28 protein-coding genes are annotated in these 25,384 nt (G+C 50.7%); 16 read left to right on the top strand and 12 right to left on the bottom strand.

All coding sequences use genetic code 11. From position 1 onward, the window contains the following. The first annotated feature begins 67 nt into the window (after nucleotides 1-67). Genes leuS through holA form a run of 3 tightly spaced genes read left to right on the top strand, consistent with a single transcriptional unit; the run spans nucleotide 68 to nucleotide 4,195 of the window. On the top strand, nucleotides 68-2,686 hold the full coding sequence (gene leuS / locus MXMO3_RS01495) for a leucine--tRNA ligase (RefSeq protein ID WP_117394716.1): 2,619 nt from the start codon (nucleotides 68-70) through the stop codon (nucleotides 2,684-2,686). Then, nucleotides 2,673-3,176 (top strand): hypothetical protein, encoded by a 504-nt coding sequence (locus MXMO3_RS01490; RefSeq protein ID WP_027835828.1) that lies wholly within the window; start codon nucleotides 2,673-2,675, stop codon nucleotides 3,174-3,176. The genes leuS and MXMO3_RS01490 overlap by 14 nt, the downstream gene beginning before the upstream one ends. Then, entirely contained in the window at nucleotides 3,173-4,195 is a 1,023-nt protein-coding gene (holA, locus tag MXMO3_RS01485) for a DNA polymerase III subunit delta (protein WP_117394715.1), read from the top strand. The genes MXMO3_RS01490 and holA overlap by 4 nt, the downstream gene beginning before the upstream one ends. A gap of 152 nt (nucleotides 4,196-4,347) precedes the next feature. On the opposite strand, the gene MXMO3_RS19080 is transcribed toward holA, so the two are convergent. Then, nucleotides 4,348-4,467 carry a YjiS-like domain-containing protein gene (locus MXMO3_RS19080; RefSeq protein ID WP_425462140.1) on the bottom strand — a complete coding sequence of 40 codons (120 nt, stop codon included), beginning with the start codon at nucleotides 4,465-4,467 and terminating at the stop codon, nucleotides 4,348-4,350. Between the two features lie 163 nt (nucleotides 4,468-4,630). Here MXMO3_RS19080 and MXMO3_RS01475 point away from each other — a divergent pair, with 163 nt between their 5' ends. Continuing rightward, nucleotides 4,631-5,509, top strand: a complete 879-nt coding sequence (locus MXMO3_RS01475; protein ID WP_117394713.1) for a LysR family transcriptional regulator — start codon at nucleotides 4,631-4,633, stop codon at nucleotides 5,507-5,509. 23 nt (nucleotides 5,510-5,532) lie between these two features. Here the strand turns inward: MXMO3_RS01475 and MXMO3_RS01470 are convergent, their stop codons facing one another. The 8 genes from MXMO3_RS01470 to hemE all read right to left on the bottom strand — a co-directional run bounded on the left by MXMO3_RS01470 (nucleotide 5,533) and on the right by hemE (nucleotide 14,057). After that, nucleotides 5,533-6,426 (bottom strand): ParB/RepB/Spo0J family partition protein, encoded by an 894-nt coding sequence (locus tag MXMO3_RS01470; RefSeq protein ID WP_117394712.1) that lies wholly within the window; start codon nucleotides 6,424-6,426, stop codon nucleotides 5,533-5,535. An 11-nt stretch (nucleotides 6,427-6,437) separates the two neighbouring features. Further along, nucleotides 6,438-7,238, bottom strand: coding sequence for a ParA family protein (locus tag MXMO3_RS01465; RefSeq protein WP_027835824.1), 801 nt, complete (start codon nucleotides 7,236-7,238; stop codon nucleotides 6,438-6,440). 24 nt (nucleotides 7,239-7,262) lie between these two features. Continuing rightward, on the bottom strand, nucleotides 7,263-7,922 hold the full coding sequence (gene rsmG, locus MXMO3_RS01460) for a 16S rRNA (guanine(527)-N(7))-methyltransferase RsmG (RefSeq protein ID WP_117394711.1): 660 nt from the start codon (nucleotides 7,920-7,922) through the stop codon (nucleotides 7,263-7,265). Next, on the bottom strand, nucleotides 7,922-9,802 hold the full coding sequence (mnmG, locus tag MXMO3_RS01455) for a tRNA uridine-5-carboxymethylaminomethyl(34) synthesis enzyme MnmG (protein WP_205468058.1): 1,881 nt from the start codon (nucleotides 9,800-9,802) through the stop codon (nucleotides 7,922-7,924). Before mnmG ends, rsmG begins: the two co-directional genes overlap by 1 nt. A gap of 54 nt (nucleotides 9,803-9,856) precedes the next feature. Continuing rightward, a complete protein-coding gene (mnmE, locus tag MXMO3_RS01450; protein WP_117394709.1) occupies nucleotides 9,857-11,158 on the bottom strand; it encodes a tRNA uridine-5-carboxymethylaminomethyl(34) synthesis GTPase MnmE in 1,302 nt (433 codons plus the stop codon). A gap of 18 nt (nucleotides 11,159-11,176) precedes the next feature. Next, complete coding sequence (gene rho / locus MXMO3_RS01445; RefSeq protein ID WP_027835820.1) at nucleotides 11,177-12,442, bottom strand: transcription termination factor Rho; 1,266 nt, start codon at nucleotides 12,440-12,442, stop codon at nucleotides 11,177-11,179. Between the two features lie 150 nt (nucleotides 12,443-12,592). Further along, nucleotides 12,593-13,018 carry a protoporphyrinogen oxidase HemJ gene (hemJ, locus tag MXMO3_RS01440; RefSeq protein ID WP_036223084.1) on the bottom strand — a complete coding sequence of 142 codons (426 nt, stop codon included), beginning with the start codon at nucleotides 13,016-13,018 and terminating at the stop codon, nucleotides 12,593-12,595. Between the two features lie 4 nt (nucleotides 13,019-13,022). Then, nucleotides 13,023-14,057, bottom strand: coding sequence for a uroporphyrinogen decarboxylase (gene hemE / locus MXMO3_RS01435; protein WP_342773367.1), 1,035 nt, complete (start codon nucleotides 14,055-14,057; stop codon nucleotides 13,023-13,025). Nucleotides 14,058-14,495: 438 nt separating this feature from the next. Here hemE and MXMO3_RS01430 point away from each other — a divergent pair, with 438 nt between their 5' ends. The 4 genes from MXMO3_RS01430 to dnaQ are packed head-to-tail and all read left to right on the top strand — an operon-like array spanning nucleotide 14,496 to nucleotide 17,270. After that, complete coding sequence (locus tag MXMO3_RS01430; RefSeq protein WP_117394708.1) at nucleotides 14,496-15,089, top strand: Maf family nucleotide pyrophosphatase; 594 nt, start codon at nucleotides 14,496-14,498, stop codon at nucleotides 15,087-15,089. Then, nucleotides 15,090-15,935, top strand: a complete 846-nt coding sequence (locus MXMO3_RS01425; RefSeq protein ID WP_117394707.1) for a shikimate dehydrogenase — start codon at nucleotides 15,090-15,092, stop codon at nucleotides 15,933-15,935. It begins immediately after the preceding gene. Beyond that, nucleotides 15,922-16,533, top strand: coding sequence for a dephospho-CoA kinase (coaE, locus tag MXMO3_RS01420; RefSeq protein WP_117394706.1), 612 nt, complete (start codon nucleotides 15,922-15,924; stop codon nucleotides 16,531-16,533). The genes MXMO3_RS01425 and coaE overlap by 14 nt, the downstream gene beginning before the upstream one ends. 38 nt (nucleotides 16,534-16,571) lie before the next feature. Next, a complete protein-coding gene (dnaQ, locus tag MXMO3_RS01415; RefSeq protein WP_205468057.1) occupies nucleotides 16,572-17,270 on the top strand; it encodes a DNA polymerase III subunit epsilon in 699 nt (232 codons plus the stop codon). Nucleotides 17,271-17,276: 6 nt separating this feature from the next. Here the strand turns inward: dnaQ and secB are convergent, their stop codons facing one another. Both secB and MXMO3_RS01405 read right to left on the bottom strand, forming a co-directional pair. Further along, the gene (secB, locus tag MXMO3_RS01410) at nucleotides 17,277-17,771 is read right to left on the bottom strand and encodes a protein-export chaperone SecB (RefSeq protein WP_117394705.1); all 495 of its coding nucleotides are present in this window, start codon (nucleotides 17,769-17,771) and stop codon (nucleotides 17,277-17,279) included. 96 nt (nucleotides 17,772-17,867) lie between these two features. Next, nucleotides 17,868-18,341 carry an FxsA family protein gene (locus MXMO3_RS01405; RefSeq protein ID WP_036223081.1) on the bottom strand — a complete coding sequence of 158 codons (474 nt, stop codon included), beginning with the start codon at nucleotides 18,339-18,341 and terminating at the stop codon, nucleotides 17,868-17,870. 146 nt (nucleotides 18,342-18,487) lie between these two features. On the opposite strand from MXMO3_RS01405, the gene MXMO3_RS01400 reads away from it, so the two are divergent. From MXMO3_RS01400 to MXMO3_RS01360, 8 genes are all read left to right on the top strand, one after another. Next, nucleotides 18,488-19,237: a Tim44/TimA family putative adaptor protein gene (locus MXMO3_RS01400; RefSeq protein ID WP_117394704.1), complete on the top strand. Its 750-nt coding sequence runs from the start codon at nucleotides 18,488-18,490 to the stop codon at nucleotides 19,235-19,237. Nucleotides 19,238-19,336: 99 nt separating this feature from the next. Then, nucleotides 19,337-19,879: a Smr/MutS family protein gene (locus tag MXMO3_RS01395; protein ID WP_162889088.1), complete on the top strand. Its 543-nt coding sequence runs from the start codon at nucleotides 19,337-19,339 to the stop codon at nucleotides 19,877-19,879. After that, a complete protein-coding gene (locus MXMO3_RS01390) occupies nucleotides 19,876-20,253 on the top strand; it encodes a helix-turn-helix domain-containing protein (protein ID WP_027835810.1) in 378 nt (125 codons plus the stop codon). The genes MXMO3_RS01395 and MXMO3_RS01390 overlap by 4 nt, the downstream gene beginning before the upstream one ends. Before the next feature lie 83 nt (nucleotides 20,254-20,336). After that, nucleotides 20,337-20,903 carry a sigma-70 family RNA polymerase sigma factor gene (locus tag MXMO3_RS01385; protein ID WP_051213956.1) on the top strand — a complete coding sequence of 189 codons (567 nt, stop codon included), beginning with the start codon at nucleotides 20,337-20,339 and terminating at the stop codon, nucleotides 20,901-20,903. Further along, nucleotides 20,893-21,630, top strand: coding sequence for an anti-sigma factor (locus MXMO3_RS01380; RefSeq protein WP_117394703.1), 738 nt, complete (start codon nucleotides 20,893-20,895; stop codon nucleotides 21,628-21,630). Before MXMO3_RS01385 ends, MXMO3_RS01380 begins: the two co-directional genes overlap by 11 nt. Nucleotides 21,631-21,880: 250 nt before the next feature. Continuing rightward, nucleotides 21,881-22,453 carry a fasciclin domain-containing protein gene (locus MXMO3_RS01370; RefSeq protein WP_117394701.1) on the top strand — a complete coding sequence of 191 codons (573 nt, stop codon included), beginning with the start codon at nucleotides 21,881-21,883 and terminating at the stop codon, nucleotides 22,451-22,453. Nucleotides 22,454-22,540: 87 nt separating this feature from the next. Further along, a complete protein-coding gene (gene msrB, locus MXMO3_RS01365; protein WP_036223270.1) occupies nucleotides 22,541-23,056 on the top strand; it encodes a peptide-methionine (R)-S-oxide reductase MsrB in 516 nt (171 codons plus the stop codon). Between the two features lie 321 nt (nucleotides 23,057-23,377). After that, nucleotides 23,378-23,920, top strand: coding sequence for a fasciclin domain-containing protein (locus MXMO3_RS01360; protein WP_117394700.1), 543 nt, complete (start codon nucleotides 23,378-23,380; stop codon nucleotides 23,918-23,920). Nucleotides 23,921-24,056: 136 nt separating this feature from the next. On the opposite strand, the gene hslU is transcribed toward MXMO3_RS01360, so the two are convergent. Further along, nucleotides 24,057-25,367, bottom strand: coding sequence for an ATP-dependent protease ATPase subunit HslU (hslU, locus tag MXMO3_RS01355; protein ID WP_027835803.1), 1,311 nt, complete (start codon nucleotides 25,365-25,367; stop codon nucleotides 24,057-24,059). Nucleotides 25,368-25,384 lie beyond the last annotated feature (17 nt).

The following is a 25,384-nucleotide window of genomic DNA, read 5'->3' as shown; positions in this document are numbered from 1 at the left end:
TCTGGTGAAGGTCAACATCAAGGTTTGAACCACAGATCAATATTATTCAAGGACAAAAGAAACCGGTATGACTTCGGAACGTTACAACCCGCGTGAGAGCGAACCCCATTGGCAAAAAGTTTGGGCGGATAACCAAAGCTTTGCTCTAAATGAGGACAGCGACAAGCCGAAATATTACGTCCTTGAGATGTTCCCCTACCCTTCTGGCCGCTGCCATGTTGGCCATGCGCGGAACTATACTATGGGGGATGTGATCGCGCGGTTCAAACGCGCCAAGGGCTACAATGTGTTGCACCCGATGGGTTGGGATGCATTCGGCATGCCCGCCGAAAACGCCGCCATGCAAAACAATGCCCACCCGAAGGAATGGACCTATAAAAATATCGAGTCCATGAAAGAGCAATTGATTGCCTTGGGGTTGAGCCTTGATTGGTCCCGCGAGTTCGCCACCTGTGATCCTGAATATTACCATCAGCAACAAAAGCTGTTTCTCGATTTTTTGAGCGAAGGCTTGGTCTATCGCAAAAGTTCAAAGGTCAATTGGGACCCAGTTGACCACACCGTGTTGGCCAATGAGCAAGTGATCGATGGGCGCGGTTGGCGCTCAGGCGCGTTGGTGGAGCAAAAAGAACTCACCCAATGGTTTTTCAAGATCACTGATTTTGCCGAAGACTTGTTGAATGAGATCGACAATCTGGACGGCTGGCCTGACAAGGTGCGCCTGATGCAGAGCAACTGGATCGGCAAATCAGAAGGCTTGTTGATCCGTTGGGCATTGGACGAAAAGACCGCCCCTGCCGACCATTCGGAATTGGAAGTCTATACCACACGTCCCGATACAATTTTCGGCGCGTCCTTTATGGCTGTCGCCGCTGACCATCCTTTGGCGCAAGCTGCCGCGAAAGACAATCCTGAGCTGCAAGAATTCATCCAAGAATGTCGCCGCATGGGGACCTCGGTCGCCGCATTGGAGACCGCCGAGAAAAAAGGCTTCGACACTGGGATTCACGTGAAACACCCGTTTGACGACAGCTGGACCCTTCCCGTTTATGTGGCCAATTTTGTTTTGATGGACTATGGCACCGGCGCCATTTTCGGCTGTCCCTCTGGCGACCAGCGCGACTTGGACTTCGCCCGCAAATATGAATTACCTGTTGTGCCAGTGGTCATGCCCGAAGAGGCAGACGCTGCCAGCTTCGAAATTGGAGATGAAGCCTTCACAGATGATGGTGTGATGATCAACTCCCAATTTTTGGATGGCATGACACCTGAAGAAGCATTTGAGGAAGTGGCCCGCCGCTTGGAAAACATCTCCATCAACAATCGCGAGCAAGGCGAGCGCAAGGTCAATTACCGGTTGCGCGATTGGGGCGTTTCCCGCCAACGCTATTGGGGCTGCCCTATCCCGATTATCCATTGCGACAATTGCGGTGTCGTCCATGTGCCAGACGATCAATTGCCCGTGGAATTGCCCGACGATGTAACATTCGACGAGCCCGGCAATCCATTGGATCGTCACCCCACATGGAAACACACCACCTGTCCAAATTGCGATAGCCCGGCGCGTCGTGAAACCGACACCATGGACACATTCGTCGATTCCTCATGGTACTTTGCCCGCTTCACTGCGCCGCGTGCCAAAACACCAACCGTCAAAGAATTGGCTGACCATTGGTTGCCCGTCGATCAGTATATTGGTGGCGTGGAACACGCGATTTTGCACCTGCTGTATTCGCGCTTTTTCGCCCGCGCCATGAAAGAAACAGGCCATTTGTCCGTGACGGAACCTTTCAAGGGCCTCTTCACTCAGGGCATGGTGACCCATGAGACCTATAAAAATGAAGCTGGTGAATGGGTTGCTCCAACCGAGATTGATCTCAAGGGTGAGGATGGTAATCGTCAAGCCGTTCTGAAAGGCACCGACAAGCCCGTGAAAATTGGCTCCATTGAGAAAATGTCGAAGTCGAAAAAGAACGTCATCGACTTGTCGTCAATGGCCGAAAGCTTCGGCGCCGATGCCACACGTTGGTTTGTATTGTCAGACTCGCCACCAGAGCGCGATGTGCAATGGACCGAATCTGGCATTGAAGGGGTTTGGCGTTTCATCCAACGGGTGTGGCGCTTGGTGGATGACACAACCACAAAGCTAGCGAAAGAAAATGTGGGATCGAAAGCCCATATTGAAACGGAAGATCTGTTGAAATCGGCCCACCGCGCCATCGCCCAAGTGACCGATGCCTATGATAATTTGCGGTTCAACCGCGCAATCGCACAAATCTATGAATTGGCCAACGCACTGTCCAAATCGATGGCCAAGATCAAAGGTGATGCGACCAGCGATGAGCGCAAAGCACTGAAATTTGCCATCGAAACATTGGTGAAATTGTCCAATCCCATCGTGCCGCACCTGTCAGAAACCTGCTGGGCCCACCTTGGTCACGACACATTGCTGGTGGATGAAGCATGGCCGGAGGCCGACAAAGCCTATTTGTCTGACGACACCATCATGCTGCCAATTCAGGTGAACGGCAAAAAACGCGGTGAATTGACGATCGCCAAAGACGCAACCAAAGCGCAAATCGAGCAAGCTGCCTTGTCAGAAGAACCGATTGCGCGCATGCTAGACGGCAACGCACCCAAAAAGGTGATCGTGGTACCAGGTAGAATTGTAAATGTTGTTATTTAGATCATTTAAGCTGGCCGCATTGGCCGCCCTTTCTGCCGCCCTATTGGCCGGATGCACCTTGCGCCCGGCCTATCAGGCGGACGGACAAGCTCAAGCGAACTTTGATATTACCTATGCAGAGCCGGACACACGGCTTGAGCAAATTGTGATACAAAAGATTCGCTTTGATTTGGGCGAGACCAAAACCGCAGCTTACAAACTTGATCTAGGTGTCAGCGCTTCTGCCCGTAGCCTCTTTAAGGCTGGCTCTCAATTTGCCCGCAATGAAAAAGAGATGAAGGCAACCGTCAGCTATAAGCTGATCGACGTGAACACTGAAGAAACCGTCCTTTCTGGCTCCCGTTTTGCCACCGCAACCTACCAGACCTCGGGTCAACTCGTTGCGGATAAAGCCGCAGTGCAGGATGCTGAAAAACGGGCCAGCGAAGCAGCGGCCAAACTCGTCGAAATCGACCTTTTGCAGTTTTTCAATGAGGCCAACACACAGTGACCGCCCTAAAAGCGCGTGATGTCTCGGGATTTTTGAACCAGCCGGATCTCAAATCAGGCATTATCTTGATTTACGGGCCAGATGCTGGCCGCGTTCGGGAAACAACGGATCAACTGCAAAAGCACTTTCAGGGCAAAGATGCCGACCCGATGAATTTGATCAGCTTGCAATATGCTGATCTTGATAATCCAGACGCGACCATCGAAACCGAGGCGAACACCAGTTCCATGTTCGGTGGCCAGCGAATTGTGCGGGTGCGCGGCGCCACAAATGCGGCCGCACCAACACTTGAACGGTTGGCTGCAGAAAATGTGCCCGCCATTATTCTGGTGGAGGCGGGCAATTTAACGCCCAAAGACAAGCTGCGCAAAGTCTTGGAGCAGGCCAAATCTGCCCGTGCCCTGCCCTGTTTCGCAGACGACGCCCGCAGTCTTGACCAGTTAATGCGCGAGATGTTTCGTGAAAATCAGGTGCAAATTGACAATGATGCGCTGCAGGCGCTCAAAGATCAGCTCGGCAATGATCGGCAAATCACCCGATCAGAGGTTGAAAAGCTCATCCTCTTTGCCGCCCACACGAAAAAAGTGTCCCTTGAAGATGTCATGACCCTATGTGGCGACAATGCCATGCTAGCGCTTGATGAAATTATTGATAGTGCGGGCACCGGACACGTGCAAAAACTCGATCAGGCCCTGTCCCGAGCCTTTGATAGTGGCATTCATTCATCGGCGATCCTCACCCGTTCACTTATGCACTTTACCTGGCTGCGCGCCCAACGGGCGAAAATGGAGGAAGGTACGTCGTTGGATCAACTTGTAAATGGGGCGCGACCGCCCATTCACTTTTCACGCAAGGCGAAGGTGCAAACACAAATTCGGACCTGGTCATCGGGCAACCTCGCCACCGCCTGTACCCGCATTTATGATGCCATCGCCCAGACCCGGAAGAACGCCTCGTTGGACATTGCCCACACACGCCAAGCGCTTTTGGCAATCGCAACCATCGCTGCACGCCACTAAAAATCAAAGATTCACGTGAAATCATGCAAAATTGATGTTTTTGGTGCGTTTCTGTGGTCGCCTTCAGGGCCGAAAGTCGGGTCATTGCACGCTGAAGGTCACGAGAGAAACGCACTAAAAACGCGATTTTTGGGCCTTTTTCGGCCCAAATCCTATTTTTCCGACATCGGCCTGATCCACTTTTTCGAAATGCGCCCAATTTGATCTCGATGCAACCCGATGTCCTCAAGTTGGCGATCACTCTTGCGACCCAGCTTATGCCTTAGGCACATGATTCGAAATGGACGGGCGAGCAAAAGAATGAACTCATGAAACTTGCTGTGGTAATGCATGGTCAAAAACTCATTTTTCAATTATGTTTGATTAAGCAAGCATATGAGCCGGAATTCCGCTGCGACAGCGCCAAGAATGCAATTTAATTTGCAGGAATGAAAAATGAAATTTGAGTGGGACGATATTAAACTCTTCGTCGCAGTGGCCGAGGCGGGTGGCCTAACAGCCGCAGCAACAAAAACGGGAATGAGCGCGGCCACACTTGGTCGCCATATCTCCGCCTTGGAGAACATAGTAGGAAATTCACTGTTTCATCGCTCGCCGCGCGGCTATCAACTCACCCCTTTGGGTGAGGATCTGCTGGCCCATGCCCAAAATGTGTCAAATTCCATGTCCGCACTTCAACGCTGGAGCGAGCAGTTAAAGGTAAAACCCATAGTGCGTATCTCCGCTGGTCCCTGGACATCGCTTTTTCTGGCGCAACATATGGCTGACCTTTGGAAGGAGGATACTGACCTCACGATTCAATTGGTTTCTGGACTAGAGCGCGTAGATATTGGCCATCGCCATGCCGAAATGGGCGTGCGCAATGTCCGACCCCACGAGCAATGGTTGGCAGGGCGCAAACTTGGCGCGGTCGCATACGCCTTATATGCCTGTGCCGATGGAAGTGAACACAACGAACCGCGCTATATTGGCGTCACTGACACAATGTCGAGCGCCCGCTCTGCTCAATGGTTGGAACAAAATCACAGCGACAACGTCGTTCTGCGCGCCAGCGATTCTATGAGTGTGCGCGAAATGGCCGCTGCTGGAATCGGCCAAGCCGTTTTGCCCTGCTTTATTGGTGACCAGGACCCGCGCTTGAAGCGTTCAAGTGAATTGATCGATGCATTGCGTACAGAACATTGGCTGGTTATGCATCATGACGAGCGGCACCGACCCGCTATACGCAAAGTGGCAGATCGTCTTGTCAATTTGCTGCAACACCATCAAGCGCTGTTTGAAGCAACAAAAAAGGCGGACATAAAGCCCGCCTAATGCACTCATATTTCGATCAAAATCTAGCCATTGCGCTGCAAACGCGCGCACACATCATCGAGCTGGTCCAATGTACGATATTTAATCTCAATTTTGCCGCCGCGCTCTTTATGATCAATCGATACTTTTAGGCCCAATCGGTCTGAAAGTTCTTTTTCAAGCGCCAGCGTATCTGAATCTTTTTGCTTCTTTTTGGCGCTAGCAGATGTATCGCCGGCTTCTTCATCAGCCCGCAATTGCTTTTGCACCAGATTTTCTGCTTCGCGAACGCTCAAACCACCCTCAACAATGCGTTGCGCCAGAGCCGATGGGTCTTTTGCTGTAATCAGGGCGCGCGCATGTCCTGCGGAAAGGGCGCCATCCGCAACATAGCCTTGCACACTTTCAGGCAATTTCATCAAGCGCAACGTGTTAGCCACATGAGAACGGCTTTTGCCAATCACTTGCGCCAAATCGGCCTGTGTATAGCCGAACTGTTGCAATAGCTGATCATAACCCCTTGATTCTTCTAAAGGGTTTAGATCTGCCCGTTGCACGTTCTCAATAATCGCCAGCTCAAGTGCCTCACGGTCATCAAGCTCCCGAATAATAACAGGCACTTCATGCAGCCCAGCACGTTGTGCCGCGCGCCAACGCCGCTCACCCGCCACCAATTCATATTGATCGGGCTCAACCTGGCTCGGCCGCACCAAAATCGGCTGCATAATGCCTTTTTCTTTGATCGAATTGGTTAGATCTTCCAATTCGTCCGCAGAGAAATGACGCCGTGGGTTGTTGGGGCTGGCGACGATAAACTCAACAGGCAATCGGCGAATGCCAGAGCTATCCGCATGGCGCGGCGCGTCTATAGGCGGTGTATCACCAATTAATGCTGCTAAACCCCGTCCCAACCGGGCGCTTGAATTTTTTTCGTTCATCGTTTCAACCCTTATGCCGCCTTCAACTGGCGTTCACGCTTAATCACTTCAGTCGCCAACCTTAGATACGCCTGAGAGCCCGCACATCGCAAATCATAGAGCAATGCTGGCTTGCCATAAGAAGGCGCCTCAGACAGCCTTACATTTCGCGGTATAACCGTATCATAAACCAATTCGCCCAAATGCTCCCGCACATCTTCCAAAACCTGCATCGACAGATTGTTGCGCTTATCAAACATGGTCATAATCACGCCTTGAACATAAAGCCCTGGATTCAGATTAGTCTTAATTTGTTCAATGGTTTGAAGCAGTTGGCTCAAACCCTCTAGCGCAAAAAACTCACATTGCATCGGCACAAGCACGGCATCTGCAGCGGCTAGCGCATTAATCGTCAACAGGTTAAGTGAAGGCGGACAATCAACCAGAATGTAGGTAATTGGCTTGCCTTCATGGTAAAGGCTACCTGCATTCTCAAGTGCATTACGCAAACGGAAAGCCCGGTCACCCTTCTCCGCAATCGCCAGTTCAAGACCCAGCAAATCCATAGTTGAAGGCACAATGGCAACATTTGGCACATTCGTGTGCAAAATCGCCTTTTCCAGCTCAACTTCGCCTGTCATCAAATCATAGGCTGAATATTGCCGAGTACTGCGCTCAACCCCAATACCTGTACTGGCGTTGCCCTGCGGATCGATATCAACGATCAAGACACGCTCACCAATCGCGGCCAAAGCCGTCGCGAGGTTAATTGCTGTAGTGGTCTTACCCACACCGCCTTTTTGGTTCGCTAAAGTCAGAATACGCGGCCGCATTGGCGCCTCCTGTCAACAATTACCCTAGTTCGACTTCAAATCGTACATTTGCACAATCGCCGCATCTTTGAGGGTCTTACTCTTCACTGTTGAATAAGTATAGCGCCATTTTTGCAAAGATTCTTCTATTTCTTCGCTATATCCCCGGCCTTTTTGAAATAAGCCCACAGATTTTTGCTGCCAAAGTGGCTCGACATAGCCGCAAATATCCGAAAGTGACGCGAATGCGCGCGCCGTAAACACATCTATAGGCCCGATTTCTGCGGGTTTGAGCATTTCCGCCCGCATTGTATGCACTTCTGCTTGCAGACCCAGCTCACGCACGATTTGCCGCAAGAATGAACCCTTTCGACCATTGGATTCCACCATGTGTACTGTCAAATCGCGGTTTTTTAGAGCAATTGCGAGGGGAATCGCAGGGAATCCACCACCACTGCCGAGGTCAAGAAGACGTCGCGATTCGATGGGAATCATGGGGATGAGTTGGAGGCAGTCCAAAAAATGCCTTGACCAAATCTCGGCCAATGTTTCACGTGAAACAAGGTTCTGCACTTTTTGCCACTTAATGAGCTCAGATTCATAAAATGCCAGAGAATCCACGATCTCTGCAGCATTCGCGCCGGCCACCATGTCCGCAGGAAGGCCGGATAGAAAGAGCGCGACCGGCTCAGGAATTTGTTGCATTATGCAGCGCCTGTCTTCTTTATCAAATATCCCCGCTTGATCACCGCGAGGATTAAGGTGATGGCGGCCGGTGTGATGCCTTCGATCTTTTGTGCATGTGCAATGGTTTTAGGCCGCGCAATCTCCAGCTTCTGTCGCATTTCGCCCGATAGACCAGAAAGCTGCCCATAATCCATCCAGTCAGGGATAGCCCGCTTCTCATCACGGCGCATGGCATCGACGTCCACTTTTTGCCGTTCAAGATACACGGCATACTGCGCATCAACGCTAACCTGCTCAACTGTCTTAGGATCGATATCGTTAAGCTCAGGCCAAATCGCCTGCAGATCCGAAAGATCAATGTTGGGGTAAGACAGAAGCTCAAAAGCGCTGCGACGGACACCGTCTGCATTCACCTTCAGACCATGCTTTGCAGCTTCGTTGGGCGTAATGGTTAATGATTTCAATAGCGCGCTCGCGTGATCAAGCGCCACCATCTTTGCGGTAAATACAGATTCACGCGTCGGATCAACGAGACCATAGGCCAGGCCAATTGGCGTCAGCCGTTGATCCGCATTGTCAGCGCGCAAATGCAACCTAAACTCTGCCCGCGATGTAAACATCCGGTAAGGCTCTGTTACACCTCGCGTCACCAAATCGTCAATCATCACAGAAAGATAGCTCTCAGTGCGCGACAAATGCATGCCGTCACGCCCCAGCGCGGCAAGGGCCGCGTTGGCCCCCGCCAAAAGCCCCTGTGCGCCAGCCTCTTCATACCCGGTCGTGCCATTGATTTGCCCGGCTAGGTAAAGCCCCGATTGCTTTTGCAGCTCCAGTTCGTGGGTCAATTCGCGCGGGTCTACAAAGTCATATTCAATCGCGTACCCGGGTTGCAAAATTTCTGCATTTTCAAGCCCTGGCAACGCGCGAATAAATTGTTCCTGCACAGCCTCTGGTAGACTCGTTGAAAGACCATTTGGATAGATCGTATGATCATCAAGTCCTTCCGGTTCCAGAAATATCTGATGGCTATCGCGATCATTAAACCGAACAATCTTATCCTCGATTGAGGGACAATAGCGCGGGCCTTTGCTGTCGATTTGCCCAGAATACATAGCTGACAAATGCAGATTATCTTCAATGATCTGGTGCATCGCCTTGTCAGTTCGGGTGATGTAGCAAGGCACCTGCGGCACCGTGATTTCGTCGGTCAACATAGAGAACGGCTCTTTATCCGCATCTCCATGCTGCACCTCGAGCACATCCCAATTGATGGTGCGACCATCCAGACGCGGCGGCGTGCCGGTTTTAAGCCGTCCAAGCTGTAGTCCAAGACTTTCCAACCGATCCGAAAGCCCCAAAACCGGTGCTTCCCCCGCTCGTCCAGCAGGAATTTTCTTTTCGCCAAGATGGATAAGGCCGCGCAGGAACGTACCCGTCGTCAAGACCACCTTCGCACAGGAAATTGTGGTGCCATTGCCAAGCGCGACGCCCGTTAGAACGCCATTTTCCACAATGATATCATCGACTTCGCCCTCAATCACATCAAGATTGGGCTGTGCATCAATTGCAGCTTGCATTGCCGCTTTATAGAGCTTTCGATCCGCCTGCGCACGTGGACCGCGCACTGCAGGACCCTTGCGTCGGTTGAGCATGCGGTATTGAATGCCCGCTTGGTCCGCCACTCGCCCCATCAAACCATCGAGCGCGTCAATCTCGCGCACAAGATGGCCCTTGCCCAACCCGCCGATTGCCGGATTGCAGGACATTTCACCAATCTTTGCATATTGATGTGTGATCAGGGCTGTGCGTGCGCCTACCCGCGCAGAAGCAGCAGCAGCTTCGGAGCCCGCATGTCCTCCGCCAACAATGATGACATCATAGTCCATAGTCTGTCTCATGATGAGCTAACCTTTTGTTTCACGTGAATCCAACTGGTGGATGTTTCACGTGAATCATTTCCCTATGCAAAATCCCGCAAAAAGCCGATCCAATATGTCTTCGGCATCTACCAGACCAATAAGTCTGGAAAGCGGCAATGTCGCTTGCCGCAAATCTTCCGCGATGAATTCGAGAGGTTTAGTAAAATCTGACGCAGCACGCAAGTGTGAAAGTGCGTCTTCTAAAGCAGAGCGATCACGTTGATGCGAAATCAATGTGGTTTCACGTGAATCCATATGGTGGTCCACAAGATCGGTCAGTTTGCTCAAAAGAGCGTCCATGCCTTCTCCAGTGGTCGCCGAAATACTCAGCGTTTCACGTGAATCCTTACCTTGATTTTCTACAAGGTCGTGTTTGGTGCGGATCACCCAGTCCGCAAGTGGGTAAACCATTTCCGCGCCGTTTGTGCTATCTACCAATTCAATGACCAGATTGGCCCGTTCAATGGCTTTATAAGACCGAGTAATACCTTCCAGCTCGATTACATCGTCGGTTTGACGAATACCTGCTGTATCAAAGAAACTGAACAGCTGCCCGCCAATGTCGATGTCAACTTCGATCACATCCCGTGTCGTACCTGGTATATCCGTCACAATGGCACGATCCGTTTGAGACAGTGCGTTCAACAAGGTTGATTTGCCCACATTGGGCCGCCCCACAAGGGCAACCTTGAACCCGTCTTTGATGATTTGACCGCTTTCAAAGCCACTTAAACCTTGTTCAACGCTTTGGATAAGCCTGTTGAGATCATGTTGAAATGCTGGGGGTAAGCTGTCATCAACGTCCCCCTCGTCACTGAAATCAAGCCGCGCCTCAACTTCTGCCAACAAGTCGATAATGTTGCCACGCCACTGCTCAACATTTTGAGATAGTCCCCCGCGCATCCGCGAAATAGCCAGTTCCCGCTGGCTTTCCGTTTTTGCATCGAGCAGATCGCCAAGACCTTCAATTTCTGTCAGGTCCATTTTGCCATTTTCAAATGCCCGTTGCGAAAACTCGCCCGGCATTGCCAACCGCACATCTTTATGTGCGGTTGCGATGCGCAAAATGGTTTGCACCACCGCCTGGCTGCCATGGCACTGGAGTTCGATAACGTCTTCACCAGTAAAGCTGTGGGGGGCAGGAAAATAGAGGACTACGACCTCGTCAAGCGGTCGGTCCTGATCATCCTTGAGGGTGCAAAAGGTGGCATAGCGAGGCTTGGGTTTGCTTATGCCGAAGCCTGCAAGGATCTCTAGCGCCGCGGGCCCAGACAATCTGAGCACCGCAACACCTGATGGCAGGCCGCCACTGGATAACGCAATAATGGTTTCCATTCGCAGCCTCGCCCTATCCTATGTGTTCATAGAATCGAAGAATTCAGCATTGGATTTAGTCTGACGCAGCTTATCCAGCAAGAATTCGATGGAATCCACCGTGCCCATTGGATTGAGAATGCGACGCAATACATACATTTTCTTCAATGTATCCTTGTCGACCAGCAAATCTTCTTTACGTGTGCCTGATTTGGTGATGTCAATTGCTGGGAAGACGCGCTTATCTGCCACTTTGCGATCAAGAATAAGTTCAGAGTTACCTGTACCTTTAAATTCTTCAAAGATCACTTCATCCATACGGCTACCCGTATCGATCAATGCAGTGGAGATAATGGTCAGCGAACCGCCATCTTCAATATTCCGTGCCGCACCAAAAAAGCGTTTCGGCCGTTGCAACGCATTGGCATCCACACCACCGGTCAAAACTTTACCGGAAGACGGCACAACAGTGTTGTAAGCGCGGCCCAAACGGGTAATCGAATCGAGCAAAATCACAACGTCACGTTTATGCTCAACCAGGCGCTTGGCCTTTTCAATAACCATTTCAGCCACTTGCACGTGGCGAGAGGCAGGTTCATCAAATGTTGAAGAGATCACTTCACCGCGCACAGAGCGCTGCATGTCGGTCACTTCCTCGGGGCGTTCATCAATCAATAGAACGATCAAATAGCATTCTGGATGATTGGTGGCGATTGATTGCGCAATATTTTGCAGCAATACGGTTTTACCCGTACGAGGCGGCGCCACAATCAGAGCCCGTTGGCCCTTACCCAAAGGCGCAACCAGATCAATGATCCGAGCGCTTTTATCTTTGGTGGTGGGATCAGCCACTTCCATATTGAAGCGCTCATCCGGGTAAAGCGGCGTCAAATTGTCAAAATTGACTTTGTGACGCGCCCGATCAGGCTCTTCAAAATTAACGGAATTAACTTTCAGCAACGCAAAATAGCGTTCCCCATCTTTGGGAGACCGAATTTGGCCTTCAACCGTGTCCCCGGTGCGCAGGGAAAATCTACGGATTTGCGACGGGCTGACGTAAATATCGTCGGGACCGGGCAAATAATTGGCATCAGGACTGCGCAAAAAGCCAAATCCATCCGGCAAAACTTCAACAACGCCTTCCCCGGTGATGTCGACGTCATTTTCCGCCAATTGTTTAAGTATCGCAAACATCAATTCTTGCTTGCGCAAGGTGCTTGCATTTTCGACTTCAACTTCTTCGGCAAATGCCAAAAGTTCGGCTGGTGTTTTAGCCTTAAGCTCGCGGAGCTTCATATTCTGCATGAAGGACGTATCCTAGTGTGGGCAGATAAAACTAAGGGTGGGATTTTCGAGGTGAGGAACTGAATGAAACAAATCAGTTCGCCTCAAGTGGGACAGCTATAACGCAATTCCTTTGGCGGTTCAAGAAAACTATTGGCTCAACCAATTTAACTAAAACGGCTTCACAACCACCATAATAACAATAATGACCATCAATAGAGTTGGCACTTCATTGATCATGCGAAAGAACTTCGCACTATTTTGATTTTGATCTTTGGCAAAGTCTTTTACTTGCCGGGCCAAAAAGCCATGCATGCCCGACAGCAGCAAAACACCCGCAAACTTAATCAAAAACCAAATATCCGTGAAACTGGCCATTTGAAAACCAAACACCAGCCACAAACCAAATACCCAGCTGGCAATCATGGCAGGCGTCATAATCGCTTTCAGCAGACGGCGTTCCATTATTTTGAAGGTTTCGCTTTGGGTGGAGCCTTTTTCAGCATCCGCATGATAAACCATCAAACGCGGCAAATACAGCATGCCCGCCATCCAGGCGATGATGGAAATAATGTGTAATGACTTCACCCAAAGCATAATTTTAGCCTTTTACCCGGCGGACCAATTGTTCCACATGCGCAATCGGGGTTTGCGGCACAATACCGTGGCCCAAATTGAAGATATGCGGCGTATCGCTAAAAGCCTCTAGGATGGCATCTACAGCGCGATTCATCTGGTCACCGCCCGCCACCAACCTCAGTGGGTCCAAGTTGCCCTGTACGGTGGCCAGAGGCGCTATATGGTCCTTTGCATAGTGAAGCGGCGTGGCATAATCCACCCCAACCGTATTTACGCCTGTCGCTTTGATATATTTCGGCACATTTGCCGCCGCGCCACGTGGAAAGCCAATAATCGGCGCATTCGGAATTTCAGCCCGAACTCTATTGATCAGTTTGACCGTCGGCGCAATCACATATGAATCAAACGCCACCTCATCCAAATTCAAGGCCCAGCTTTCAAAAATCTGCACCACATCGGCACCGGCTTTAAACTGCGCGATCAAATATTGGGCGCTGGCTTCCACCAAAACATCCATCAATGCCGTAAACGCCTCAGGCTGCTGCAGCGCAAATAAACGCGCCGCGGCTTGGTCAGGCGAGCCTTTGCCGCCGATCATATAGGTTGCGACGGTCCAAGGCGCACCACAAAACCCAATCAAGGTCTTGTCATCATCAATCGTTGACCGCAAGCCGGAAACGGTTTCCAGCACCGGGTTGAGGTGATCCAACACCTTGTCCACGGACAATGCCTTCACATCATCCATACCCTCTAACGGCTCAAGCAAAGGTCCCTCACCTGGTTGGAAGCGCACAGACTGTCCCAAAGCATCTGGTATCACCAGAATATCTGAGAACAGAATGGCTGCATCCAGATCAAAACGTCTCAAAGGCTGTAAGGTGACCTCGATTGCCTTTTCTGGCGTATAGCAAAGATCCAAAAACCCTTTTGTTGAGGCACGAACTTCACGATATTCGGGCAAATAACGTCCAGCTTGCCGCATGATCCACATGGGGGGCACATCAAATTTCTGTCCTAATACGCATTGAAGCAATTTCCGGTCGGTCAATCGGTCCACCTTTTCCCTATAAATCTAATAGATAAGAGTCTTATTTCTTTCTTCTTTTTCTTCTTATCTGTGTTTTGCAGGAATTCTTTCTTTCCCACAACCCTAATCCACATGCGGCACATGGACCCTTTTATGTTGATCAAAAATTTGCATCCAACGGCAAAAAGTTAACGAAACGTAAAATTTGCCCGTTAACAAAGGATTAACGGTTAAAAAAGCGTTACTGGATAACAGGTGGAAATGCTGTGCATAAATCGGGTACAGTTTTGGATAAGGAGTCTTATGCCCGAAATCCACATTTTCCTTAATTCTTTTTTAACCACGGCAAAAGCTGTGCATGAAATTTTAGCCAGTGGGGGAAAAGATGCGAAAACCAGGCCAACGAGGCCGAATGAGCGCCTCTTCACACATTTGCCCACAGTCTACTGGGGATAACTGACTAAACATATGAAAAATAAGATTATTTTAGCTTCTAAAAGTGTGTATCGCCAACAATTATTGCGCAATGCAGGCGTCAATTTCGATGTGGTCGCGGCGCGTGTGGATGAACGTGCCATCGAACGGGATAACCAGCTTTCAAAGCTGGAGCAAGCCGCCCGCACCGCCCATTTGGCGGCAGCGAAGGCATTTGCCGTAGCGCAACACCATCCCGATTGTTTCGTTATTGGCGCTGATCAAACCATCATGCTCGGGCAGATGCCGCTGCATAAGCCGCGCGACATGAGCCATTTGCGCGAGCAATTGAAAATGATGCGCGGCAAGACCCATCGCCTGGTGAGTGCGGCTGTGATCGCCAAAAATAACCAGATTTTGGCTGAAACCAGCGAAACCGTTAAGCTCACCATGCGCGATTTTACCGATCCAGAGATGGAAAAAGTGATTGATCTCGCCGGAGAAACCCTTTTGCAATGCGCGGGCGGCTATCAATTGGAGGGACCAAGCATAAATCTGTTTGAAAAAATCGATGGCGATTATTTCACGGTGCTTGGTTTACCCTTGTTGCCCCTTCTTAAAGCCCTTCGCAATCTAGAGGCCCTATAAATGACTGAACTAAAACGCGCCTTCGTCACTGGCTCCCCCATTAAACATTCAAAATCACCGCGGGTGCACAGCTATTGGCTGCAAAAATATGGCCTTGAAGGCAAGTATGAAGCCGTTGAAACCGATGAATCCGGGTTACGGGATTTATTCAGCGCGGTGCGCTCGGGCCAGTGGCAAGGCGGCAACATCACCCTGCCCCACAAAGAATTGGCGTTTGAGCTGTGTGATCAACTAACCGACACGGCTCGCAAAATTGGCGCGGTCAACACGATTTGGCAGCAGGATGGGCAGATTTTCGGCGACAATACAGATGCTTATGGATTTTTAGCCAATCTTGATGATCAGGTGCCCGACTGGGACACCCACAAAAAGATCGCGATTGTTTTGGGCGCAGGCGGCGCTGCACGCGCCATCCTCAATGCACTTGTGGAAAAAGGCTTTGAAACCATCTATTTGCTCAATCGCACCCTCGCCCGTGCCGAAGAGTTGGCGGATGAATTTGATGGCCCGATCGAACCACAACCCCTTGATAAATTTAATGAACTTGCCGAGAAAGCGGATTTCGTTGTCAACACCAGTTCCATCGGTATGAACGGCACGGGATTTGAAAATCTCGATGTGGATAAATTGCCCAAAACAGCTTTGGTCACTGACATTGTCTACACGCCGCTCATGACATCCTTGCTGCAAGAGGCACAAGATCGTGGCCTGAACATTGCCACGGGCCTCGGCATGCTGTTGCATCAGGCTGTGCCTGGGTTTGAACGCTGGTTCGGCAAAAAACCTGAAGTGGATCGGGATCTGTTTCTTTATATTCATGGTGAGGTTGAAAATGACGAACGCTGATAAACCAGTGGTGCTGGGCCTGACCGGCTCTATTGCCACCGGCAAATCCACCGTGGCCGGCATGTTCGCCAAGCGCAATATTCCCATTTACGATGCAGATAAAGCGGTGCATGAGCTTTATGCCGGTGAGGCAGTTGCCGCCATGGGCAATCTTTTCCCCGACGCAATTGTTGACGGCAAGATCGATCGGGCAGCTCTATCCAAAAAAGTGCTGGGCCAACCAGAAAGTTTTGCCAAGCTTGAGGCCCTGATCCATCCGATGGTGCAACAAAAGATGCACAATTTTCTAGATCAAGCGACTGAAAACAAAGAAAAATTAGCCATTCTTGAAATCCCGTTGCTGTTCGAAACGGGCAAATCCTACCCGACCGATTTTGTCGCGGTCACTTTTTGCGCGCCGGACATTCAAAAACAACGGGCGCTGGCGCGCGAGGGCATGAATGAACAAAAATTTGAGGCGATTTTGGCGCGTCAAATGCCGCAAAGTGAAAAGCGTAAACGGGCTGATTTTGAAATCGATACGGGCACCAGCCTGGAGCAAACACAATCGGCTGTGGATGAGATCATCAAAGCTTGTTTGGCCGCAAAAGCCGACTAAACTGATGGCTCACCAAATGATGGATAGAGGCGAGTGCTTTGAAACGCGAAATTGTGCTGGATACAGAGACCACAGGGTTAAGCCCGGCCACGGGTGACCGGTTGGTGGAAATCGGGTGCGTGGAGCTGATCAACCACATTCCCACAGGCAGCAATTATCATGTTTATTGCAATCCCCAGCGGGACATGCCGGAAGAAGCCTTCAAGGTGCATGGGTTGGGCAACGAATTTTTGGCCGACAAGCCCCTATTTAAAGATGTGGCCGACGATTTCCTCGATTTTGTCGCTGATTCGGTGTTGGTCATCCACAATGCACCGTTCGATATGGGCTTTTTGCAGGCAGAGCTGGAATGGGCCAGCAAGCGTCGGCTTGAAAATGAAGTGATCGACACGGTGATGTTGGCGCGAAAAAAACATCCCGGCGCCCGCGTTAATTTGGACGCCCTGTGCCGCCATTATGGCATTGATAATGCCCGCCGCACCTTGCATGGCGCGCTGCTCGATAGTGAGATTTTGGCTGAAGTCTATTTGGAGCTGATTGGCGGGCGCCAAGTTGGCCTGTCTTTGGCCGCACAATCGCAAAGCGACGAGGAGGCGGGCAAAACCATAAAAAAAGAGGCCGCGCGCCAGCGCCCGACCCCTTTGCCATCTCGTCTAAGCGAAGATCAAATTCAGCGCCACAAAGATTTTGTGCTTCACATGAACGATGAAGCGTTGTGGGCCAAATATTGGTCTTAACCTGAATTAGTTTGGCTTGGCGTCGCTATTTTGCTGCTGCTGTTGTGCTGCGGCTTCCAAATTCTGGCGGTAGATCGATGAAAAATCGACAGGTTCCATCAACAATGGTGGGAAACCACCAGTTTGTGTCACTGTGGCCAGCAATTGACGCGCAAATGGGAAAATCAAACGCGGGCACTCGATCATCACCAAAGGATGAAGTTGGTTTTCAGGAAAGTTCTTGATCGCGAACAACCCGCCATAAACCAATTCAACACTGAACAAGACTTTTTCGTCGCGCTCTGCTTTGGCATTGATGGTCAATTCCACTGCATAAAGCTCATCTTGCTGCTTTTGCGCGCCCACATTGATGGAAATGCTAATTTGTGGTGCTTGGCCAGCGCTAAGCGATGCTGGCGCATTTGGGTTTTCAAAGCTCAAATCTTTGATGTATTGCCCAACGATATTGAGTGAAGGCGCAGGTTGATCCCCTGCGGCTGCTTTGTTTTCTTCTTCGGCCATGTTCCTGCCCATTTCGTTTAAAATTAATCGAACAAGTGGCTATCACTTTTAGGCCGAGACGACAAGAAGCCTGCAACGGGCAAAATCTGCGCTAAATCAACGCTCATCATCGCGCCAATGATCGCGGTCCAAATCGATTACGTCTTCGTCGTCTTTGCGTCGCGGCCCATCGTGAGGGGGCCTCTGTTGGTAGGATTGATAGGATGTGGCGGACACGATTTTCACCCGCTTGCGCAACTCGGTGAACAAAGTTTGACGCACCAGCGGCACAAATAACGAGAAACCAACTGCATCGGTGAAAAACCCTGGGGTCAACAACAAGGCACCTGCAATCGCCAACATGACCCCATCAACAATCTCTTGCGCCGGAAAACCGCCAGCATTGAGCTTGTTCTGAATGGAAAACAAAACCGACATGCCCTGTTGCCGCAACAGGAACGACCCCAAGATCGCGGTGAAAACAATGCCGCCCATGGTCCACCAAAACCCGATTAAGCCGCCAAGAGCGACAAAAATGGCAATTTCAATGATGGGCACCACAACAAACAGGGCAAATAAAATCCGGGACAAGGTGGCTCCTTATAAGCGTTCATGTGACAAAATGACATTTCTTTGGCCAATCGATGGTCTCAAAGCTGGCCATAAGCGTATCTTGCCATATATATAGGGAGAAACAATGAAATTGCGAGCGCGCTCCGGCGCATGACGAGGCAAATATGCAAGACTTTTTAGATCCAACCACCCTTATCTTCTTGATTATTGCTGTGGTTGTGCTGTTCCGGCTGCGGTCCGTATTGGGCACACGCACCGGTGAAGAACGCCCGCCATACCAGCAACAGGATAAAAACGACAAAGAAAATGCACCCGACAGTGAAAGTGCCCGCGAAAAAGACGCTGGCAATGTGATCGATTTGGGCCGTCGTGAAAATAACAACTCGCGCCCCCAATTGGACGCACAAAAACGCCGTTTGAAAACGGAAGCTGAAATTGAACGCATCGCAGGCGAACGTACCAATGTCGCAAAAGGGCTGCAGGAGCTGGCCGATTTAGATCGTGACTTTTCGCCAAAGCAGTTCCTCGACGGGGCGATCTCAGCCTATGAAATGATCGTGGTGGCCTTTGCCCAAGGTGATAAGAAAACCCTGAAAATGCTGCTTGATCGGTCAATTTATGACGAGTTTGAGCAGGCGATTAATGCCCGTGAAGCTGAAGGCCAAACCAATCAGTTCACTTTTGTCGGCTTTAAAAATGTCGAAATTGTTGACGTGGAATTTGAGGGCAAAGACGCTCTGGTCACCGTCGATTATCGGGCGCAAGTGGTTAGCGCGGTGCGCGACAAGTCAGGTGAGGTGATTGAAGGCGATCTTGAAGCTATCGTTGATATTGCCGATGAGTGGACCTTTGCGCGTCCCATCAAATCACGCGATCCGAATTGGAAATTGGTCCGCACCGATCAGTTGGACTGATCAATGGGGCGAGGCGGCAAAAAAAAAGCGCAAGATTTGGGCGATTGGCATTTATGGACCGAGGTGACTCGGTCCGTATCGCCTTTAAAGCCTGAAAAAATGCAATCTTTGCGCAAAATTACGCCGCCAGATGCAACTGACAAGCTGAAAAGTAAGCCAGACAACCTAAAAACCAGCGCGGCGCAGAACGCCCCAGGCAAGCGCGAATGGGCGCCGCTGGTGCCACACACCCCGCAGCAACAACTAAATGCACAGCCGCACATCAATTCGGTGATCCGGGCCAAAGTGGCCGATAAGCGCATTGACGCCAAAACACAGCGTAAATTGCGCCGCGGCCGCACCCCGATCGAGGCGACATTGGATCTGCACGGCATGCGCCAGCATGAAGCACACGGTGCGCTCAGTCATTTTATCGCCAGCGCATTTGCGCGGGGGCGCCGCAATCTGCTGGTGATTACGGGTAAGGGCGTGCGCCGCACGGATTTTGCCCAATTTGAGCAAAAGGGTGTGTTGCGCTATCGTGTACCTCAATGGCTCGAAGAACCTCATTTGCGTGGCATGATTGCTGGCATTGAGGGGGCTGGCCAATCACATGGTGGCGAAGGTGCGCTTTATATCAGGCTGAAACGGAATTCAAAATGACCCCTCTCGGCGCAAAAATGCGCCAAATGCGCCGTGACCGTAAGATCACGCTGAAGCAGATGGCGGCAGATCTAAATGTATCGAGCGCGTATTTGTCGGCGCTCGAACACGGCCATCGTGGCAAGCCCACCTGGTATATGCTGCAACGCATCATCGCTTATTTTAACGTCATTTGGGATGAAGCTGAGGAATTGCAGCGTTTGGCGGATCTATCTGATCCAAAAATCACCATCGATACGGCCGGTCTGGATCCCAAGGCAACGACATTGAGCAACAAATTGGCGCATAACATCAATTCGCTCGAACCGTCAGACTTGGAATTTCTTATTCAAGAAGTTGAACAGCGTGGTGCGCGGGCGCGCGCGAAAAAGTAATATGATCCAGTTTTGCAAACGCACCGTAAACTAGACTAAGCCCTTTTTAGTCTGTGGCTCATATTGGCCAAAGGTGAGGATAAATGACTGACGCGCACCGCAATATCAGTGCCCAAACCCTCGAATATCTAATTGGTCGTACCGCCCTGGGCGACAAATCTGCATTTTCTGAGCTTTATTCTTTGATGGCGCCGAAACTTTTTGGCGTGTGTTTCCGTATCTTAAGGGAGAAGCAAGAGGCAGAGGACGTGCTCCAAGATGCGTTTGTAAAAATTTGGCAAAAATCGGATCAATATGCCATGGGGCGCGCAACGCCAGTGGCTTGGCTTTCCACCATTGTGCGCAATCAGGCAATTGACCGCGTGCGTTCCCGTGGGAAGCCAACAGAGCAAATTGATGATCATTTCGATTTGCCGGACGCAGAACCATCGCCCGAGCAACAAACAATTTCGGGCCAAGTGGCCAAGCAAATCGACCTGTGCCTTGAGCAGTTAAAACAAGACCATGCCCAATGTGTGCGCCGCACCTATTTGAGCGGCTGGTCTTATCAGCAGGCGGCGGATGAATTAAAAGTGCCGATCAATACGGTGAAAACATGGATAAGGCGCTCTCTGCTGTCGCTAAAGGAATGTCTAGGAAATGAGCAATAGCGTGAACAATTCTGATCTAACTGAAAAAGAGCGATGGCTGGCCGCCGAATTTGCCATGGGCGTTTTGGAAAAAGACGAACATGACAAGGCCGCTATGCTTTATGATCAGAACATCAGTTTTCAGCACGAAGTGGATGGGTGGACATCGCGTCTCACCCCCATGTTGGACGATGTGGAACCACAAATGCCATCGCCGGCAGTGTGGTCGCAGATCGAACATCGTTTGGGGCTTGTTGAAACACCATCCACCGCGGCGAAAGGTTTGGCCGCCTGGTGGCAAAGCGTCAATCTTTGGCGCGGCCTGAGCCTGGGCACCAGTGCCGTCGCTGCGATTGCACTTGCGATGTTGATTTATGGCGGGCCACTTGCACCAACCCAACCTACATTGACGACGCAGGAACTGGTGGCGACGCTCACCAGCGAAGGCACAAGCCCTGCCATGGTGGCGCGACTGGATCGAGCCAAGCGCCAAATGACAATTTTGACCGCCATGCAGTCCAGTGCTGAGCATGACCATGAATTATGGCTGGTGCCGGCTGAAGGCAACCCCGTGTCCATCGCTTTGGTTGAGGCACAAGGCACTACAACATTGGATTTGGACGAGGCCTTGCTGGCGCAATTGGATGAAGGCGCAACTTTCGCCATCTCTGTGGAGCCGCTTGGCGGGTCGCCAACTGGATTGCCCACAGGCCCAGTGATCGCGTCCGGTCAGTTGCGCACCATCTAGGGCACTTTATTTATTGCCAAAATCTGCAAACCGGGATGGTCAAACCATCTCGGTTTTTTCGTGTTGAGACGGCAAAAGATATAGTTTCGGAAAAAAGATAGGAATAAAACATAAACCTAAATATCTGAAATAAAACAATAATTCATAAAACTTCAAAAAAATCGACATATTCTGAAACAAAGCTGAAAACCCTCCCGTATCTGCAGTAACCCTTTTGATGAGGGTGTTTAAAAACAACGGAGAGGTAATCATGCTAAAATCAATTTTGAAAACATCATCAGCCCTATTTGTAGCCACAACCATCGGCTTTGCGTCAGCAGGCGCAGCGTTTGCCATGGACGAAAACCCAATGGTGGGTGGTGCAGCAATGTTCGCAGATAAAAACATTGTTGAAAACGCTGTTAACTCAAAAGACCACACCACATTGGTTGCTGCTGTGAAAGCTGCAGGTCTTGTTGAGACATTGCAAAGCGAAGGCCCATTCACTGTGTTTGCCCCAACAAATGCGGCATTTGAAGCATTGCCAGAGGGCACAGTTGAAACATTGCTGAAGCCTGAAAACAAAGACATGCTGACCAAAGTCTTGACTGCCCACGTTGTGGCCGGTGACGTGAAAGCCGCAGACTTGATCAAAATGATCGAAGACAATGGCGGCACATATAATTTCACAGCTGTGAGTGGCGACGCACTGTCTGCCCAGTTGAATGACGGCAACGTCTATATCATCGACGAAAATGGCAATGCTGCGAAAGTAACCATCGCCGATGTGAACCAATCAAACGGCGTGATCCACGTTGTGAACTCAGTTTTGGTTCCAAAATAAGCTTATCGTGAGCGGTGGGTTGGCCTTCGGGCCAGCCCATTTTCATCCCCCCAACAAGGAGTTCGGCAAATGTCTAACGAAACCAAAATAGAACGTCGCGGATTTTTGAAAAAGATCGGGCTGGGTCTGGGGGCATTTGCGGTCGCTGGTGTCGGCGCAGGCACATATTTCTGGCGCGCAGGCGATCAGGCCAATGCCAATGACCAAGGCGAATTTGAAATCACCCGCACGCCGGAAGAGTGGAGGGCGCTGCTGACAGATAATGAATTCGCGGTTTTGCGTGAAGAACAAACAGAGCGGCCCTATACATCTGACTTATTAGAAGAGAAACGGGCCGGCATTTATCATTGTGCCGGGTGCGACCAGGCGGTCTATCCCTCAGACACAAAATATGACAGCAAAACAGGCTGGCCGAGCTTTTGGGCACCCGTCGACGAGGCAGCCATCGGCACCAAGCCAGACAATTCATTGTTCGCGACCCGCACAGAAGTGCATTGCAGCCGCTGCGGCGGGCACCTGGGACACATCTTTGATGATGGACCGCAGCCTACCGGCAAGCGCCATTGCTTAAACGGCGTCGCGTTGAATTTCAAAGCGGCCTAAACCGAGATCGGGGTCAGAAGTCATCCTCCAAAATCGAGAAGTTTCCAACTTTCTTCTTTGACCCCCTTTTGAACCATGTTCCCGCCCCGAACAGGTTCATCCAAAACGCCTCTGATTGAGTTCAGGGGCGTTTTTTCTTGTGGATGCGCTTTGTCGCAAGACCTGTTTTTTGAAAATTTGCTCAAAAATTTCGGTGTAAGTCATTGAAATATCTACTCACAAAAACGTTACCTTTTGCAAATGATCGAGTCTCAATCTCCCGTCGTTTCTATCCTGACCGTTGGCCAGCGGATAGAAACCTTTTAACTGGAGAGAAACATCATGCTTAAATCAATCTTGAAGACTTCTTCCGCCGCTATTGTTGCAATGTCACTTGGCTTTGCTGCCGCTCCTGCCTTGGCTGATGGCCATGGCGCGAAAATGAACATTGTTGAAACAGCAATTGCTTCTGACGCCCACACAACCTTGGTTGCTGCTGTACAAGCTGCTGGCTTGGTTGAAACATTGCAAGGCGACGGTCCATTCACCGTATTCGCGCCAACCAATGATGCATTTGCCGCTTTGCCTGAAGGCACTGTCGAGACATTGTTGGAGCCTGAAAACAAAGACATGCTGACAAAAGTGCTGACAGCACACGTAGTTGCAGGCGATGTACGCGCTGCTGATTTGATTGCAGCGATTGAAGCCAATGGCGGTTCATATGAGTTTGAAGCCGTAAGCGGCGACACACTGAAAGCTGAAATCCGTGACGGCAATGTGTTCATCATCGATGAGAATGGCAATGCAGGTCAGGTAACAGCAGCCGACTTGGCCCAGACCAACGGTGTGATCCACGTTGTAAACGCCGTTTTGGTGCCAAAATAAGCTTTAGTAATGCCGTGATGTCAGATGTAGGTTGGCCACAAAGCCAACTCCTTCTTCCCCATCCATAGAACACTGACATAGGCAAAAACGCCCTGATCATTGATCAGGGCGTTTTCTTTTGTTTTGGAGATAAGATTTAGAGAATAAACCGACTGAGGTCTGTGTCCTCAGCCAACTCGCCAACAGCCTTGCGCACATAAGCGCCATCAATTTCAATGGTTTCGCCACTCTTATCTGGCGCATTGAACGAAATATCTTCCAGCAGTTTTTCCATCACGGTTTGCAGCCGTCGCGCCCCGATATTTTCGATTTTGGCGTTGATCGCCACCCCAAGTTCGGCGATGGCGTCAATCGCATCATCTTTGAAATCAAGGGTGACACCCTCCGTGCCCATCAACGCGACATATTGCTTAATCAGGCTGGCGTCCGTGTCGTTCAAAATCCGCACAAAATCCTCATGGGTGAGGGCGCGCAATTCCACACGAATCGGCAAACGCCCCTGCAATTCAGGCAGCAAGTCCGATGGTTTGGCCACATGGAAGGCGCCCGAGGCGATAAACAAAATATGGTCGGTTTTCACCGGCCCATGTTTGGTCGAAACTGTGGTGCCTTCAATCAAGGGCAGCAAATCGCGCTGCACGCCTTCGCGGCTCACTTCGCCACCAGAACGGCCATCTTTCACGCAAATTTTGTCGATTTCGTCGAGGAAAACAATGCCGTGATTTTCCACCAGCTCAATGGCTTCGGCAATAATTTTGTCCTGATCCAGCAGCTTGTCGGCCTCTTCATTGATCAGCAACTCATAGCTGTCGACCACTTTCACCGTGCGCTTCACGCCTTTTTGGTTGAAGGCTTTGCCCAACATGTCCGAAAGATCAATCATGCCCATTTGCGCGCCCGGCATGCCCGGCATATCAAACATGGGCGAACCAGATTGACCCGTCAGCTCTACTTCGATCTCTTTATCGTCAAGCTCGTTGTTGCGCAGCTTTTGCCGATAGCTGTCGCGGGTGGCGGGACTGGCAGATTTGCCCACCAACGCATCCAAAACCCGCTCTTCCGCCTGCAAATGCGCTTTGGCTTGCACTTCCTTGCGCTTTTTATCCTTCAAAAGCCCAATCCCGGCTTCCACCAGGTCGCGCACAATCTGCTCCACATCGCGGCCCACATAGCCCACTTCAGTGAATTTGGTGGCTTCCACCTTCACAAAAGGCGCTTGCGCCAACCGCGCCAAGCGGCGGGAAATTTCAGTTTTACCCACGCCAGTTGGCCCGATCATCAAAATGTTTTTTGGGCTGACCTCTTGGCGCATCTCTGCGTCCAGTTGCTGGCGGCGCCAACGGTTGCGCAGGGCCACGGCCACAGCGCGCTTGGCGTCTTTTTGGCCCACAATATAGCGGTCCAGTTCAGAAACGATCTCGCGCGGAGAAAAACTTAGTTCACTCATCATTTTTCCTTCCGGTG

Origin of the sequence: Maritalea myrionectae (genome assembly GCF_003433515.1) — a bacterium.
Lineage (GTDB): Bacteria > Pseudomonadota > Alphaproteobacteria > Rhizobiales > Devosiaceae > Maritalea > Maritalea myrionectae.
The sequence above is the reverse complement of the archived record's forward strand: the minus strand, read 5'-3'. Positions and strand labels throughout refer to the sequence as shown.

Excerpts from the sequence above, each read along its gene's own strand:
- leuS (WP_117394716.1), top strand. The coding sequence starts at position 68 with ATGACTTCGGAACGTTACAACCCGCGTGAGAGCGAACCCCATTGGCAA.
- MXMO3_RS01490 (WP_027835828.1), top strand. The coding sequence starts at position 2,673 with ATGTTGTTATTTAGATCATTTAAGCTGGCCGCATTGGCCGCCCTTTCT.
- MXMO3_RS19080 (WP_425462140.1), bottom strand. The coding sequence starts at position 4,467 with ATGTGCCTAAGGCATAAGCTGGGTCGCAAGAGTGATCGCCAACTTGAG.
- MXMO3_RS01475 (WP_117394713.1), top strand. The coding sequence starts at position 4,631 with ATGAAATTTGAGTGGGACGATATTAAACTCTTCGTCGCAGTGGCCGAG.
- MXMO3_RS01470 (WP_117394712.1), bottom strand. The coding sequence starts at position 6,426 with ATGAACGAAAAAAATTCAAGCGCCCGGTTGGGACGGGGTTTAGCAGCA.
- MXMO3_RS01465 (WP_027835824.1), bottom strand. The coding sequence starts at position 7,238 with ATGCGGCCGCGTATTCTGACTTTAGCGAACCAAAAAGGCGGTGTGGGT.
- rsmG (WP_117394711.1), bottom strand. The coding sequence starts at position 7,922 with ATGCAACAAATTCCTGAGCCGGTCGCGCTCTTTCTATCCGGCCTTCCT.
- mnmG (WP_205468058.1), bottom strand. The coding sequence starts at position 9,802 with ATGAGACAGACTATGGACTATGATGTCATCATTGTTGGCGGAGGACAT.
- mnmE (WP_117394709.1), bottom strand. The coding sequence starts at position 11,158 with ATGGAAACCATTATTGCGTTATCCAGTGGCGGCCTGCCATCAGGTGTT.
- rho (WP_027835820.1), bottom strand. The coding sequence starts at position 12,442 with ATGCAGAATATGAAGCTCCGCGAGCTTAAGGCTAAAACACCAGCCGAA.
- hemJ (WP_036223084.1), bottom strand. The coding sequence starts at position 13,018 with ATGCTTTGGGTGAAGTCATTACACATTATTTCCATCATCGCCTGGATG.
- MXMO3_RS01430 (WP_117394708.1), top strand. The coding sequence starts at position 14,496 with ATGAAAAATAAGATTATTTTAGCTTCTAAAAGTGTGTATCGCCAACAA.
- MXMO3_RS01425 (WP_117394707.1), top strand. The coding sequence starts at position 15,090 with ATGACTGAACTAAAACGCGCCTTCGTCACTGGCTCCCCCATTAAACAT.
- coaE (WP_117394706.1), top strand. The coding sequence starts at position 15,922 with ATGACGAACGCTGATAAACCAGTGGTGCTGGGCCTGACCGGCTCTATT.
- secB (WP_117394705.1), bottom strand. The coding sequence starts at position 17,771 with ATGGCCGAAGAAGAAAACAAAGCAGCCGCAGGGGATCAACCTGCGCCT.
- MXMO3_RS01400 (WP_117394704.1), top strand. The coding sequence starts at position 18,488 with ATGCAAGACTTTTTAGATCCAACCACCCTTATCTTCTTGATTATTGCT.
- MXMO3_RS01395 (WP_162889088.1), top strand. The coding sequence starts at position 19,337 with ATGCAATCTTTGCGCAAAATTACGCCGCCAGATGCAACTGACAAGCTG.
- MXMO3_RS01390 (WP_027835810.1), top strand. The coding sequence starts at position 19,876 with ATGACCCCTCTCGGCGCAAAAATGCGCCAAATGCGCCGTGACCGTAAG.
- MXMO3_RS01385 (WP_051213956.1), top strand. The coding sequence starts at position 20,337 with ATGACTGACGCGCACCGCAATATCAGTGCCCAAACCCTCGAATATCTA.
- MXMO3_RS01380 (WP_117394703.1), top strand. The coding sequence starts at position 20,893 with ATGAGCAATAGCGTGAACAATTCTGATCTAACTGAAAAAGAGCGATGG.
- MXMO3_RS01370 (WP_117394701.1), top strand. The coding sequence starts at position 21,881 with ATGCTAAAATCAATTTTGAAAACATCATCAGCCCTATTTGTAGCCACA.
- MXMO3_RS01360 (WP_117394700.1), top strand. The coding sequence starts at position 23,378 with ATGCTTAAATCAATCTTGAAGACTTCTTCCGCCGCTATTGTTGCAATG.
- hslU (WP_027835803.1), bottom strand. The coding sequence starts at position 25,367 with ATGAGTGAACTAAGTTTTTCTCCGCGCGAGATCGTTTCTGAACTGGAC.